We start from the raw sequence: 13,341 nt of genomic DNA, 5'->3' as shown, positions 1-13,341 counted from the left end.
AGGGACGCGCCGCGCGCGCCTGCGCCCGGCCTCGACCGGCTGCCCGAGCTGGTGGAGCAGGCGGCGGGCGCGGGCCTGACCGTGGCGGTCGAGGGCGAGCCGCCCCGCCTACCGCCAAGCACGGACCTCGCCGCGTTCCGCATCGTCCAGGAGGCCCTCACCAACGTCGTACGGCACTCCGGCTCCCGGCACGCGCGGGTACACCTCGATCACACCGCCGGTGCACTGCGGCTGCGTATCGACGACGACGGGCCGGCGACCGGCGCCGACGCGGGCGGCAGCGGCAACGGACTGGCCGGAATGCGGGAGCGGGCCGCCGCTCTGGGTGGCACGATCGAGGCGGGCCCGCGGCCTGACGGCGGCTTCCGGGTGCTCGCCGTGCTGCCACTCACCGCGCAGGAGGAGAACCGGTGATCCGTGTACTGCTCGCCGACGACCAGTCACTGGTCCGGGCCGGTTTCCGTGCCCTGCTGGACGCCCAGCCCGACATCGAGGTGGCCGGGGAGGCCTCCGACGGTGCGGAGGCGCTGCGCAAGGTGCGCGAACTGCGGCCCGACGTCGTGCTGATGGACATCCGGATGCCCGCGCTCGACGGCCTCGCCGCGACCCGCCGCATCACCGAGGACGCGGACCTCGAGGACGTCAAGGTGGTCATGCTGACGACGTTCGAGCTGGACGAGTACGTCTTCGAGGCGATCCGCTCGGGCGCCTCCGGGTTCCTGGTGAAGGACACGGAACCGGAGGAACTCCTGCGCGCGGTACGGGCGGTGGTCGCGGGTGACGCGCTGCTCTCACCGGGCGTGACGCGTCGGCTGATCGCCGAGTTCGCGGCCCGCTCCAAGGAGCCCACGGCCGCGGACACCCTCGCCGAACTCACCGAGCGGGAACGGGAGGTGATGGCCCTGGTGGGCATCGGCCTGTCCAACGAGGAGATCGCCCGCCGCCTGGTCGTCAGCCCGCTCACCGCCAAGACCCACGTCAGCCGCACGATGGTGAAGCTGGGCGCCCGGGACCGGGCCCAACTGGTCGTGCTGGCCTACGAGTCGGGGCTGGTACGGCCCGGCTGGCTGGGCTGAACCGCGTGCCGGAACCGGACGAGGACGGCGACCACCCGGGCGATGAACAGGACCGGCGCGAGAACGAGGCCCGTGCGGACCAGCAACGTCTCCACCACATCGGGCAGTTCGAAGAGCAACGCCGGACCGGCGACCGCCCCGAGGACCACCGCCGCCGCGAACGCCGCACTGCACAGCGCGTACCCGATCTCGACGGTGATCGCATCCCGCTCGGCCTGCGTGCGCCGTCCCCCGTGCCTGGTCATCCGGCAAGTCAAGCAGGCGTGGGCCCGGCGGAGCAACAGCCCCGCCGGGCCCACGCAATGGAGACGGTCCCCTAGTCACGGACCGGCACGCGCTCCGCGTCCGTCTCCTTCATCAGGGACTGGGACTGGGCGACCACCACAGACTGCGTGGCACGTGGGGTACGCAGACCCGACAGTGCGATCAGCAGGCCGGCGACGGCGATGACCGTGACCACGATCAGTCCGGGGCGGTAGCTGTCGAGGACGGCCTGCGGTGAGGCGTTCTCCGGGGCGCCCGCGGTGACCACCGCCGTCACGACCGCGAGGAAGATCGCCCCGCCGACCTGCACGGACGTGTTGAGCAGGCCGGAGACCATGCCCTGTTCGTGGTCGTCGACGCCGTTGGTGGCCTGGATGTTGAGCGACGGGAAGACCAGCGCGCAGGCCGCGCCGATCAGCAGCATGCTGGGCAGGATGGCGGCGGCGTAGACCGGGTCGAGGTCGACGCCGAGGAACAGCGCGTATCCGACGACCATCAGCGCGAAGCCCACCGCGAGGAGCCGCTGGGTGCCGAACCGGTCGACGATCGAGCCCACCGTCGTCGAGGAGATCGCCACCAGCGCGCCGGCCGGCAGGAAGGCGAGGGCGGTGTGCAGGGCGGACCAGCCGAGTAGTGACTGCATGTACAGGGTGACGATGAACTGGAAGCTCACATACGACCCGAAGAAGGTCATGGCGCCGAGCTGGGCGCGGATCTGGGTGCCGGAACGCAGCACGCCGAGCCGGATCAGCGGCCCTGGGGAGCGCCGCTCCACCACGACGAACACCGTGAGGAGGACGGCGACGGCGAGGAAGGACAGCAGCGTGCGGGCGGAGGCCCAGCCGACCTCAGGGGCCTGTACGACGGTGAAGACCAGCAGCAGCATCGAGGCGGTGCCGAGAACGGCGCCCGGGATGTCGTAGCCGTTGTGGTCGCGTTCGCGGGAGCTGCGCGGCAGCAGCTTCAGGCCCGCGATCAGGGCGATCAGGGCGATGGGCGCGGGCAGCAGCATGGTCAGGCGCCAGCTGGCCTCGGTGAGCAGGCCGGACAGCACCAGGCCCATCGAGAATCCGGTGGCCGCGCAGGTGGTGTAGATGGACAGGGCCCGGTTGCGCAGCGGGCCCTGCGGGAACGTCGTCGTGATGATCGACAGGCCGGCGGGTGCCGTGAAGGCCGCGCTCAGGCCCTTGATGAAGCGGCTGGCGATCAGCAGCGGGCCGGAGTCGACGAGTCCGCCGAGCAGCGAGGCGAGCGCGAAGACGCCCAGGGCCACCAGGAACACCTGGCGCCGGCCGAGCAGGTCGGCGGTGCGGCCGCCGAGCAGGAGCAGACCGCCGTAGCCCAGGATGTAGCCGCTGACGATCCATTGCAGTGCCGAGGTGGACAGGCCGAGGTCGGAGCCGATGGACGGCAGGGCGACGCCGACCATCGACACGTCCAGGGCGTCGAGGAACATCGCGGCGCAGAGCACCAGCAGGGTGCCCCACAGCCGGGGGGTCCAGCGTCCCTCGGACGCGGAAGTGGTGAGCGGAGAGGTCATGCCTCAGAACGCTACATGCGCATGCATTGATTGCAAGCACATTTAATGTCTACGCAACGAATTTACTTCTCTGCTACCGTGCGGCCATGGCGACGAAAAGCGCCGAGCCGGCGCTTGTGGAGCAGTGGCGGGGCATCCTCGCACTGCATGCGCGCACGCAGTGCGAGATCGACCGTGCCCTGCACCGACACGGCCTGTGCGCCAGTGATTTCGAGGTGCTCGACGTCCTGGCCGGCGGCGCCGCGGCGGACGGCGTCTGCGCGTACCGCGTCCAGGAGATCTCCGAGCGCGTCCATCTCACCCAGAGCGCGCTGTCGCGGCTGATCGCGCGGCTGGAGAAGGACGGGCTCGTCGAACGCACCATGTGCCCGGAGGACCGTCGCGGCGTCCGAGTGGCGCTCACCGGCAAGGGCCGCGCCCTGCACGGTGAGGTGCTGCCGGTGCAGCGGGCGGTGCTGACCCGGATGCTGGCGGGCGGCTCGGCCGACTGACGCTCCGGAGCGGGGATCAGCTCCAGACGACGGCCGACTTCTCCCGCCACAGGTCGGCCAGCGAGGCGTCACCGGTGACGCCGGGGAACGGCAACCGGTTCCACAGCGCCAGATAGAGCCGTGCGGCCGGTCCGGCCAGTTCACAGTCGGCGGCACCCGCGTCGCTCCGCTCCGTCACGGGTGGTTCGGGCGACAGCCGTACGGTCCACACCGCGTCGTCCGCGTCCGTCGCCCGCACCCGCAGCACCCGGGGCATATCGGTGCGGAGCCTGCTCTTGCTGCGGGCGTGGAACCCGCGCAGCAACTCGTCGATGCCGTCCACCGCGAAGTCGACGGCGATCTCCTCGCCCGTACCGCCGCGCGCCGCCTCCACGTCGACCCGGTGCACGGTCGTCTCGTGTGCCTGCCGCCTGGCCCAGAACGCGAGCGGCGACGGGGCGGGCAGGAAGTGCCAGCAAGCGACGTCGGGTTGGGCGGCGGTGAGGGTGTCGACGAGCCCGCGGTGCCCCTCGCGGAACCAGGTCACGAGGTCGGCGCCGTCGAGGTCGGGGAGCTCCTCGCCGGGGTGGTACGAGGTGCGCGCCTCGGCGACGAACGCCGTCGCCCAGCGGTGCACCATGCCCGTGTGCCGCAGCAGGTCCTTCACCTGCCAGTCCGGACAGGTCGGCACCTTGGCCTCGGTGCCGGCTTCTGTGGCGGCCTGGGCCAGGGCGCGGCCCTCCCGGTCGAGTGTGCGGACGAAGTCGGCGGTCTGCATGGTGCCGAGTCTGCCGCATGGAGCGAGGTCGAAGGGAAGAAGACGTATGACCGGCCGCTGCGGGGCTACAGGCTGGACACGATCCGGCGCCCGGTCATGCTGAGGGGCTCGATGCTCACCCACACATCCCGTCGGCCACCGACCCAGGGGGCGCTGTACGCCTGCCTCTCCAGTCGGCTCACCGCGTCGGGATCCGTCACGGCCCGGGCGTGGCCGCGTACCAGCACACTCCAGCCCTGGCTGAGTGCTTCGTCGACGTGGTCGACCTCGAAGGCGACCTGGGTGTCGACAGCCCGCCAGGGCGTCGTGCCGGGGGCGGTCCTGAAGACGATCGCACCGTCGACGACGCTGTAGTTGACGGGGACGACAGCCAGCCCCGAGATGTCCGGCACCGCGACCCTCCCCACGCCGTGCGTCGACAGCAGCGCCCGGCACTCCTGGGCGCTCAGCTCCACGAACACGGGGGCGCGTGCGGCCTGCCCGAGGCCGGCCGGCAGGTCGGCGCGGCCACCGGTGAGCTCGTTCAGAGAGGTTCCCAAGCTGCCCGCCAGCTTGCGGAGGACGCCCGTACCCGGCAGTGCGGTGGGGCACTCCTCCAGATACTGCAGGTAGCTCGGCGGTACGCCCGCCCGCGCGGCCGTTTCGTGCAGCGTCAGGCCGGCTTCGGCGCGTCGCCGGGCGAGGCGGCGTCCGAGGTCGCCCGGCCGGAGTCCCTCAGCGGGGCTCACCAGGTTCGGCGATGTCTGCTTGGTCATGTCCTCACGTCCTCTCGTCGCGCCGCCTGCGTACTCCCTCGGGGTTCGCCGGAGGGGTCGGGGCGCCGGACGGGCGTGGATGCGGTGCCGGGAAGCTCCGCAGGTTCAGTGTGGCCTGGGCAAGTGGCATCCGCTTGGGTCGAAAGGTCCTTATTTGTCCGAGCGAGTGGGTCGAAAGGTCCGAGCGCTGGGCCGGGGTCCCGTTGGGCCCCACGAAGTGCCATCGGCGGGCGGACCCGTCTGCGGGAAGGGAATTCGGGTGTCCACCGTCGTCCGACTGCCCGTCGGGAGGCGCTGACCGTTCGCGCGGCGGCCGACGCGTTCCTCGACTCGCTCGGCAACCCGAACACGGTCCGCAACTATGGGATCGGAGTGGGCAAGACGGCCGAGCGGATCGGGGAGGACCGGCCGCTGGCGTCTGTCGCGGACGACGAGATCGGCGAGGCCCTCGAACTGCTGTGGGGCGAGGCCGCGGTCAATACTTGGAACGCCCGCCGGGCCTCCGTGCTGTCCTGGCTCGGCTGGTACGGCGAGCGCGGGTACCACGGCCCGTCCCTCTCGGCCTGGACGCAGCGGCTCACCCCACCGGACTCGGAGACCCCGGCCCGCTCCTCGAAGATGGCCATCGACCGGCTGATCGCCCGCCATGAGGTCCACCTGCGGGAGAAGACGCTCCACCGGATGCTGTACGAGACGTGCGCGCGGGCGGAGGAGATCCTCGGCGTCAACATCGAGGACCTGGACCTGGCCGGATGCAAGGCCCCGGTCAAGGCCAAGGGCGCGAAGCCGCGCACCGGCCGCCGCGGTGCCGTACGCGAGGACTTCGTGCTGGAGCCCGGGTACTGGGACGCGGGCACCGCCCGGCTGCTGCCCCGATTACTCAAAGGCCGTATGCGCGGGCCGGTGTTCGTCACCCACCGCCGGCCCGGCCCCCGCAAGGTCGTCAGTCCTCGCGACGTCTGCCCGGACACCGGGTTCGCCCGGCTGTCGTACGGGCAGGTCCGCGCCCTGCTGGACGGGCACACGGCTGTCGGCGGTGTGCCGGGGGGATGGGACCTGCACGAGTGGCGGCACTCCGGCCTCACCCACCTCGGTGAGGCCGGGGCGAGCCTGCTCATGCTGATGGCGAAGTCCCGGCACAAGAAGCCGGAGAACGTGCGGAAGTGCTTCCACCCCTCCCCGGAGGTGATCGCCGAGGTCAGCAGCCTGCTCGCCCCGCGCGACAGCCGACGCTGACCGTCAATTGCCGACGAGACGCCAAAGCGAGGTGACTTCCGCGGCGCGGGCGGCGTGGAGGGGGTCAGCGGTGTCCCTCGCTCGTGGATGCTGCGGCCGGGTGTCGATCTTGTCCACGATGTGCAGGCCCGCTGCCTCGATGTCGGCCAGCAGCTCGCTGCGCGTCCTGAGCCCGAGGCGCTCGGCCAGGTCCGACAGGATGAGCCACCCCTCACCTCCCGGTTCGAGACGGGCGGTGAGCCCGTCCAGGAAGTCGCGGAGCATGCTGCTGCCCGGGTCGTAGACGCCTTGCTCCACGGCGGAGGTGGGCCGGGCCGGAATCCAGGGCGGGTTGCAGACGACGAGGTCCGCGCGCCCGTCGGGGAAGAGAGCGGGGCCCACGACGTCGACGCGCCCGGTGAGGTGCAGTCGGCGAACGTTGTCGCGTGCGCAGGCCAGGGCACGCGGGTTGATGTCGGTGGCCACGATGTGGTCGATCCCGCGGCGGGCCAGGACGGCTGCGAGTACTCCCGTCCCCGTCCCGAGGTCGAACGCGGTGCGGCGGCCCGCGCGACGGTCCGCCGGCGCGGGGAGCGGTGCATGTGCGACGAGGTCGACGTATTCGCCCCTGACCGGGGAGAAGACGCCGTAGTGCGGATGAACGCGAGCGTCGAGGGCCGGTACCTCCACGCCCTTCGTGCGCCACTGATGCGCTCCGATCACGCCCAACAGTTCCGTGAGCGAGACAGCCATCGCTCCGGACGGCGGACCGTACGCCTCGGCGCACGCCTGGCGCACCTCGGGGGCTCTGCGCAGGTCCAGGCGGTAGTCGGCTTCCAGCAGCACGAGGAGCCTGCCCAGCACACGGGCACGGTGGCTGCGGGCCCGGCGGTGCAGGTGGAAGGACTCTGCCGGGCCGTCGCCTTGCCGGGGAGGTTTCCGGTCGATGCGGCGGCCCATCGCTTGCAGGAGCTGACGTGCGTTGTGGAAGTCGCCCCGCCACAGCAGGGCGGTGCCTTCGCAGGCCAGATGGTAGGCGGTGTCGGCTTTCATACGGTCGTCCGCGCGGACGACCCGGCGGGGAAGCGGCGCTGCGCTCTCGGAATGCCAGCGGGCGGAACGGGGGATGTTCGTCTCGGTCCAGTCGATGGTGGACACCGAGTACTCCTCGTGATCGAGCGTGCAGGGGCACGAAGAGCACTTCGACGAGGAGCAGGGCAAACGGCCCGTATCGCAGTACGGGTGCGTGTGTCAGCGCAGGTGGGGCTACCGCTCCCGCGTCGAAGCGCGAGAGGAGGAGTCGCCGAGAACCATGGCGAGCGTCATGACCAGCCCTTTCAGACAGACAGCCCCAAGAGCCTCGCACACCCTCTCGCCCCGGACGAACCAGCCTATGAGGGCCGTGCTGCTCGGTGCCGGGGCGGCGGGTGTCCGATGGCTGCCGTGTACTTGTCGGTGTCAGCTGCTCATGCCGCCGGCGAAGGGCATGGTCTGCCACTGGTCGACGGCGGGCTTGAGGTACTCCATCAGCTCGGGAAGCTGCGGGACCAGCGTGAGGGTGGCGACGACCCGCAGCATGCCCAGGGCGTTGACGAAGCCCAGGATTTCCTCGTTGAGCGGCCTCGTGCCGTTGCGCCGTGCGCCGCGGTTGTAGGCGGCTTCGTGCTCGGGTCCGAGAGCGGCCAGGTCCCACTCGACGGGCCCCAGCGTGACCAGTTCGAAGTCGGCGTAGAGGTCGCCATCCACCCCGGAGAAGATGTTCGCGGGCGGGGAGTCGCCGTGGACGGGCTGGAGGTCGACGCCCGGGAACCGGGTCTCGAAGGCCCTGCGTGAGCACACGAGGGGTTCGAGGATCTGCCACTCGCGGCGGGCGCGGTCCAGCTCGGCCGCACCGATCAGGCTGGGGTGCTGGTCGAGCCGGGCGAGGCTTTCCGCGATGAACCGCGGCTCGGCCGCGGACAGGAACTCCAGGCGGCCCGGGTAGGCGCGCAGGGCCGCGTGCAGGTCGGCGACGCTCTCGGCGTTCGCCACGTAGTCGGGTTCCTTGTCCCGGTCCTCCTCGACGAACGGCCAGAACGTCATCGAGAACCCGTCGCGCTGCACGGGTTCCCGCGGCACGAGCGGGCTGGGCGCGATCACGGGGATTCCCTGGTTGTCGAGCCAACGTGTCACGTCCAGCTCGTCCTGCTGGCGGCGCGCGAGGGCGGCCAGGTCGTCCGGACGAGGCAGGACGGTGGGAATCCGGGCCACGACCGGCGAGGGCGCCAGGTGGACGACGACGGAGAAGACGTCGTGGAGCACCGTGGGGTCGGTGACGGTCAGGCCGAGCTCGCGCCCTGCCGCGACGGCCGCCTCGACGGCGGCGGAGGTGCGGCCGGCGAGCTGTTGTGGTGTCAGGAAGGTGGTCATGGCTCCATCGTTTCGGCGGATTTTTCCGGATGTTGGGCAGGTCGGGGCGGGGGCGTGGGCCGTTCGCGGCGGAGGCGGACCCGACAGGGTCAGCGCCTGCGGCCGGCACGCAGCTCCAGCCGCTCCCCTTCGAAGCGTGCGCGGAAGCCGCGGTCGTGCGAGACCGCGACCACCGCCCCCGGGTACGCCGCGAGCGCCGCCTGAAGGTCCTCGACCAGGTCGAGCGCGATGTGGTTGGTCGGCTCGTCGAGGACGAGGAGGTCCGCGGGCCGGGTCACCAGGCGGGCGATCTGCAGCCGCCGCTGCTGTCCCGCGGACAGGGCGGCGACCGGGACGTGCAGGTCCTCCTCGCGGAACAGGCCCAGGGCCAGCAGCTGTTCGGCGTACTCCTCCGGCAGTCCGGGCCGCCCGGCCGCGAACGTGGCGAGCAGCGGGAGCCGCGTGGAGCGCACGGGCAGCTCCTGCGCGAGGTAGCCGATCCGGGCAGCGCGACGTACCGCGCCCGCGTCCGGCTCCAGGTCGCCCGCCAGGACGCGCAGGAGCGTCGTCTTGCCCGCGCCGTTCTCGCCCGTGACCAGCAGCCGCTGTCCGGGGGTGATCGCCAGGAGCCCGTCCAGCCGCAGCCGCTCGCCGACCCGTACGCCGTCGAACTCGGCGAGGGGGCCCTGGGCCGGGCCGTCTGCCGCCGACAGCGCCGCCGTGAACCGCAGGGGTTCCGGCGGTGCCGCCACGGGGTTGCGCCGCAGCTGGGCCAGGCGCTCCCGGACGGAGCGCACCTGCCCGCCAAGCTTCGCCTCGCTGGACCGGCGGTGCTTGCCGAAGCCCTGCTTCGGGTCGCGGCCGGTGGTGGCAAGCCGCCTCCCTGCGGCCTCGAGCAGCTCCTCCATGTGGGCCACCTCCTCGACCCAGTTCGCGTACCGCTGCTCCGCGCCGCGCCGGGCGGCGGCCTTCGCGGCGCGGTAGCCGGCCCAGCCGTCGCCGTACCGGCGCACCGTGTGCGCGTCCCGGTCGACCTCGAGGATCGTGGTGGCGATGCGCTCCAGGAAGCCGCGGTCGTGGGTGACCGCGACGACGGTGCCGCGGTGCGCCCGCAGGTGTTCCTCCAGCCAGCGCACGGCCGCCGCGTCGAGGTGGTTCGTCGGCTCGTCCAGGAGCAGCAGCTCGGGGGCGGCGGCCAGCACGCAGGCGAGCGCCAGCCGCGACTGCTCTCCGCCGGAGAGCGAGCCGAGCAGGCGGTCGCGGGTGATCCGGGCGAGCCCGAGCCCGTGCATCGCGGCATTCACACGGGCGTCCGCCTCGTATCCGCCGCGTTCCTCGTACGCGATCAGCAGCTCGCCGTACGCGGCGAGCTCGTCCTGCGACGCCTCGCCGAGACGCTCCTCCGCCGTGCGCAGCCGGCGCTCCATGTCGCGCAGTTCGGTCAGGGCGAGGTCGACGGCGTCCTGCACGGTGCAGTCCGGGTCGAGGTCGAGGGTCTGGGCGAGGTGTCCGGTGCCGCCGGGGAAGCTGACGCTGATCTCCCCGGTGTCCGGCCCCTCGGCCGCGGCGAGCAGCCGCAGCAGGGTGGACTTGCCGGAGCCGTTCTCACCGATGACGGCGGCCTTCTCCCCCGGGCGGACGGTGAAGGAGACCTGGTCGAGGACGGTCCGGGTGCCGTAGGACTTGGTGACGTTCTTGACGGACAGCTGCGCCACGGCAGCGGGGGCGGTGGTGGGTAGGGCGGTACGGGCGCGGTCGCGCATATGACTTTCCCTGGGCATGCGAAGGGTCTACGGGCAGCAGAAACGGCGGCATCGGCCGTGCCCGGACTCAGACGAAGAAAAGGAAAGCCATGCCCCCACCATAACAAGACGGACCGTCTCGCCTCCACTGTGGACAGCAACGATGCCGGAGGGCGCGGGCGGATCGGTAGGGCCGTCCGGACCCGAGCCATGCCCGGCCTGGGGGGCCGAACGGGCCGATGTCCAGGGACGTTCGGCCCCAATCGACCGCTGGGGCCGCAATCACGGCCAATGAGGCGGATCCGACCTGATAGACGTGACACGGCTGCGATTGCGAGCGGCCCTTCCCCGAACACCCGTACTCCGTAGGAGACCCATGCTTACGCCCGAGTCGGCTGCTGTCATCCGTGCCACCCTGCCCGCCGTCGGCGGGGCCCTGGACGACATCACGGCACGCTTCTACGACCAGATGTTCAGTGAGCACCCCGAGCTGCTGGACGGCCTGTTCAACCGCGGCAACCAGGCCAGCGGCGAACAGCGCAGGGCATTGGCCGGGTCCATAGCGGGGTTCGCCGCGGCGCTGCTCGCCGATCCCGAGACCCGGCCGGACGCGCTGCTGTCCCGGATCGCGCACAAGCATGCCGCGCTGGGCGTGACCGAGGACCAGTACACGGTCGTCCACAAGTACCTGTTCCGCGCCATCGGCGACGTGCTCGGCGACGCGGTCACCCCTGAGGTCGCCGCTGCCTGGGACGAGGTGTACTGGCTGATGGCCGGCGCCCTGATCGCCCAGGAGGCCCGGCTCTACCAGGAAGCGCACGTCGACCCGCGTCATCCCTGGCGGCAGTGGACCGTGGCGGAGCGCCGCGAGGAGACCCCCGACGCCGTGTCCTTCCTGCTGCGCCCGGCCGACGGCGGCCCGGTGCCGCCCGCCCGTGCCGGGCAGTACGTCAGCGTCCGGGTGCGGATGCCCGACGGCGTGCACCAGGTCCGCCAGTACAGCCTGTCGAACGCGCCCGGCGAACAGATGCGCCGCATCACCGTCAAGCGCGTCGCGAGCGTGGCCGCCGCGCCGGAGGGCGAGGTGTCCAACCACCTGCACCGCACCGTCCGCACCGGTGCCGAGCTCACCCTGTCCGCACCGTTCGGCGACGTGGTGCTCGACACCGCCGACACCCCGCTGCTGCTGGTCTCGGCGGGCATCGGCTGCACCCCGATGGTCGGCATGCTGGAGCACCTCGCGGCGACCGGGTCCGGGCGCCCGGTCCGCGTGCTGCACGCCGACCGCTCCCCGGCCGACCACGCCCTGCGTGCGGACACCCGCCGGATCATCGGTGAACTGCCGGATGCCCAGGCCCAGTTCTGGTACGAGCAGGACGCCGCCGACGAACCGGGCGCCCGTACCGGACTGATGGACCTGGGCGACCAGGACCTGCCCGCGGACGCCGACGTCTACCTGTGCGGCGCGCTGCCCTTCATGCGTGCCGTGCGCGCCCAGTTGCTGCAGGCAGGTGTCCCCGCGCGCAGGATCCGGTACGAGGTCTTCGGCCCCGACCTGTGGCTGGCCCACGCGGAGGGCTGAGAGAACCGGCCGGTGGGCTCACGTGTTTCTTTTGGGATCCGTGGTGATGTGTCGTCCCCTGCGGTGTCATGTCATGTGTCCGGTACCGGTTTCTGCGTTGTATGTGAGTGCGTGGATCCAATGTGTGACCTTTCTCAAGGTGTGTCGTTGATCGGATGACAGCACCACGGGCGGGGAAGGGGGGTGCCGGTGAGCCGGAGGCTGCCGCTCGGTGAGGGCGAGACGGCCCGCACCGCCTGTGCCCGTGGTCTGCTGCGGGCGGGTGTGGTGGAGCAGACGGGCGAGGTGCTCTCGGCCGCTGCGCTGGCCCAGCGGGTGGACTGGGCGGCCGCTCTGGTCTCCGGCATGGCCGCCGAGCTGCTGGCCGCGCACTGGAATGCCGCCGACGTGGACCTGCTCGCCTCTGGTGAGGACCCCACAGGGCGGACGCTGCCGTCGAACGGGTGGATGGCGCTGCGCCGCCTGGGCTGGACCGTGGCCCCGGCCGAGGGCGTGCGCGTCAACGACCGGATCGTGCGCATGGCCCAGGAACAGGCCGGGCGCACCCTGCGGTCGGCGAAGTGGCGCGCCGACCTGACCGCCGCAGTCGTTGCGACCTGGCCCGCCGAACCAGGCAGGCGTACTCCGGGTGAGTGGGACGCCGTCCGCGAGGCGATCCCCGGCGGCCGGCACCTGCCCTCCGGCGTGATCAGGTCCCGGACCCGGCAGGTCGCCGCCTTCGCGCGGAAGCACGGACGGTTGCCAGCCGACGTGTTCGAGCTGGAGGCCGCACCCCGCACTGCGCGGATGCTGCTGCTGTCGGCCTGTGACAGGCAGCAGGCGTCGATCGCCCGCGGTGATGATCCGGGCCGGGCGCTGCTGCGGCTGCAGCTCCCGACGTGCCCCGACCCGCACTCCTACCGGGACTGGACCTGGGTGGCCTGCCCCCTCACGCTGCCGCCCACGGTTCCGCCCGGCGCGGTGCTGCACCTGCCCACCCTGCGCATCCACCGGGGCCGGGTGCGGGCCGACCTGGCCTACACCCACGCCGTGCCTGCGGCCCGGCGCAGTGGGCACACGATCGCACTCGGCGTGGACTGGGGGCTGAACACCCTGCTCAGCGCGGGCGCCGTCCGCCTGCACGGCGACGGGAGGATCACCGCTGTCGGGGCCGGGGGCATGTTCCGCGCCGCCGGAGTGCTGGCCAGACAGCACCGGCTGCGCCGCGAGAGTGAGCACCTGCACGCCAAGACCGGCCACTACGAACGCCTCATCGCCGGAGACGACACGCATCCGCTGACGGGCAGACACCAGGTGCTCGCCGAGGAGATCCGGCACGTCTCCAACCGCCGCTCCCACCTCAACGACGCCCTGGCATGGTCCGCCGCCCGCTGGACGGTCGACCAGGCCCTCACCGCCGGCGCGAGCGTGATCTACGTCGAGGACCTCCGCTCGATGGAGGCCCGCGGCATGGGCCGCACCCTGAACACCCGCCTGTCCCAGCAGGTCCGCGGGCAGATCGTGGACCGCGTGCGGCACCTGGCCGCCGAGG

Annotated in this window: 12 protein-coding genes and 1 pseudogene; 6 read left to right on the top strand and 7 right to left on the bottom strand. The window is 72.0% G+C overall.

The window, feature by feature from the left end; all coding sequences use genetic code 11:
- Together ACTWQJ_RS31565 and ACTWQJ_RS31560 are read left to right on the top strand one after the other, a co-directional pair.
- A partial coding sequence (locus ACTWQJ_RS31565; RefSeq protein ID WP_443309932.1) for a sensor histidine kinase occupies window positions 1–414 on the top strand: 414 nt, incomplete at its 5' end.
- Window positions 411–1,076, top strand: a complete 666-nt coding sequence (locus ACTWQJ_RS31560) for a response regulator (RefSeq protein WP_443309931.1) — start codon at window positions 411–413, stop codon at window positions 1,074–1,076. The genes ACTWQJ_RS31565 and ACTWQJ_RS31560, both read left to right, overlap by 4 nt.
- On the opposite strand, the gene ACTWQJ_RS31555 is transcribed toward ACTWQJ_RS31560, so the two are convergent.
- Both ACTWQJ_RS31555 and ACTWQJ_RS31550 read right to left on the bottom strand, forming a co-directional pair.
- On the bottom strand, window positions 1,037–1,321 hold the full coding sequence (locus ACTWQJ_RS31555; RefSeq protein WP_443309930.1) for a DUF6332 family protein: 285 nt from the start codon (window positions 1,319–1,321) through the stop codon (window positions 1,037–1,039). The two genes, ACTWQJ_RS31560 and ACTWQJ_RS31555, sit on opposite strands and share 40 nt — an antisense overlap.
- A 71-nt stretch (window positions 1,322–1,392) precedes the next feature.
- Window positions 1,393–2,880, bottom strand: coding sequence for an MFS transporter (locus ACTWQJ_RS31550; RefSeq protein WP_443309929.1), 1,488 nt, complete (start codon window positions 2,878–2,880; stop codon window positions 1,393–1,395).
- Between the two features lie 86 nt (window positions 2,881–2,966).
- Here ACTWQJ_RS31550 and ACTWQJ_RS31545 point away from each other — a divergent pair, with 86 nt between their 5' ends.
- The gene (locus tag ACTWQJ_RS31545; protein WP_443309928.1) at window positions 2,967–3,371 is read left to right on the top strand and encodes a MarR family winged helix-turn-helix transcriptional regulator; all 405 of its coding nucleotides are present in this window, start codon (window positions 2,967–2,969) and stop codon (window positions 3,369–3,371) included.
- Between the two features lie 16 nt (window positions 3,372–3,387).
- Here ACTWQJ_RS31545 and ACTWQJ_RS31540 read toward each other — a convergent pair whose 3' ends face one another.
- Window positions 3,388–4,128: a maleylpyruvate isomerase family mycothiol-dependent enzyme gene (locus ACTWQJ_RS31540; RefSeq protein ID WP_443309927.1), complete on the bottom strand. Its 741-nt coding sequence runs from the start codon at window positions 4,126–4,128 to the stop codon at window positions 3,388–3,390.
- Window positions 4,129–4,193: 65 nt separating this feature from the next.
- Window positions 4,194–4,883, bottom strand: a complete 690-nt coding sequence (locus tag ACTWQJ_RS31535; protein WP_443309926.1) for a pyridoxamine 5'-phosphate oxidase family protein — start codon at window positions 4,881–4,883, stop codon at window positions 4,194–4,196.
- Window positions 4,884–5,142: 259 nt separating this feature from the next.
- Here ACTWQJ_RS31535 and ACTWQJ_RS31530 point away from each other — a divergent pair.
- Window positions 5,143–6,119 (top strand): annotated as a pseudogene (locus tag ACTWQJ_RS31530) (site-specific integrase).
- Between the two features lie 3 nt (window positions 6,120–6,122).
- Here the strand turns inward: ACTWQJ_RS31530 and ACTWQJ_RS31525 are convergent.
- From ACTWQJ_RS31525 to abc-f, 3 genes are all read right to left on the bottom strand, one after another.
- The gene (locus tag ACTWQJ_RS31525) at window positions 6,123–7,256 is read right to left on the bottom strand and encodes a methyltransferase (protein WP_443309925.1); all 1,134 of its coding nucleotides are present in this window, start codon (window positions 7,254–7,256) and stop codon (window positions 6,123–6,125) included.
- Window positions 7,257–7,556: 300 nt separating this feature from the next.
- Window positions 7,557–8,507: a phosphotransferase gene (locus ACTWQJ_RS31520; RefSeq protein ID WP_443309924.1), complete on the bottom strand. Its 951-nt coding sequence runs from the start codon at window positions 8,505–8,507 to the stop codon at window positions 7,557–7,559.
- 89 nt (window positions 8,508–8,596) lie between these two features.
- Complete coding sequence (gene abc-f, locus ACTWQJ_RS31515) at window positions 8,597–10,249, bottom strand: ribosomal protection-like ABC-F family protein (RefSeq protein ID WP_443309923.1); 1,653 nt, start codon at window positions 10,247–10,249, stop codon at window positions 8,597–8,599.
- Window positions 10,250–10,604: 355 nt separating this feature from the next.
- Between abc-f and ACTWQJ_RS31510 the strand changes: the two genes are divergently transcribed.
- Complete coding sequence (locus tag ACTWQJ_RS31510) at window positions 10,605–11,810, top strand: globin domain-containing protein (RefSeq protein WP_443309922.1); 1,206 nt, start codon at window positions 10,605–10,607, stop codon at window positions 11,808–11,810.
- A gap of 189 nt (window positions 11,811–11,999) precedes the next feature.
- On the top strand, window positions 12,000–13,341 hold a 1,342-nt coding region (locus ACTWQJ_RS31505; RefSeq protein ID WP_443309921.1), incomplete at its 3' end, for a zinc ribbon domain-containing protein.

It is taken from the genome of Streptomyces sp. KR55 (assembly GCF_052245645.1).
Taxonomy (GTDB): domain Bacteria; phylum Actinomycetota; class Actinomycetes; order Streptomycetales; family Streptomycetaceae; genus Streptomyces; species Streptomyces flavusporus.
The sequence above is the reverse complement of the archived record's forward strand: the minus strand, read 5'-3'. Positions and strand labels throughout refer to the sequence as shown.

Bases quoted from the DNA above. Each gene is read 5' to 3' on its own strand.
- ACTWQJ_RS31555 (WP_443309930.1), bottom strand. From the start codon at position 1,321: ATGACCAGGCACGGGGGACGGCGCACGCAGGCCGAGCGGGATGCGATC.
- ACTWQJ_RS31545 (WP_443309928.1), top strand. From the start codon at position 2,967: ATGGCGACGAAAAGCGCCGAGCCGGCGCTTGTGGAGCAGTGGCGGGGC.
- ACTWQJ_RS31510 (WP_443309922.1), top strand. From the start codon at position 10,605: ATGCTTACGCCCGAGTCGGCTGCTGTCATCCGTGCCACCCTGCCCGCC.
- ACTWQJ_RS31550 (WP_443309929.1), bottom strand. From the start codon at position 2,880: ATGACCTCTCCGCTCACCACTTCCGCGTCCGAGGGACGCTGGACCCCC.
- abc-f (WP_443309923.1), bottom strand. From the start codon at position 10,249: ATGCGCGACCGCGCCCGTACCGCCCTACCCACCACCGCCCCCGCTGCC.
- ACTWQJ_RS31520 (WP_443309924.1), bottom strand. From the start codon at position 8,507: ATGACCACCTTCCTGACACCACAACAGCTCGCCGGCCGCACCTCCGCC.
- ACTWQJ_RS31535 (WP_443309926.1), bottom strand. From the start codon at position 4,883: ATGACCAAGCAGACATCGCCGAACCTGGTGAGCCCCGCTGAGGGACTC.
- ACTWQJ_RS31540 (WP_443309927.1), bottom strand. From the start codon at position 4,128: ATGCAGACCGCCGACTTCGTCCGCACACTCGACCGGGAGGGCCGCGCC.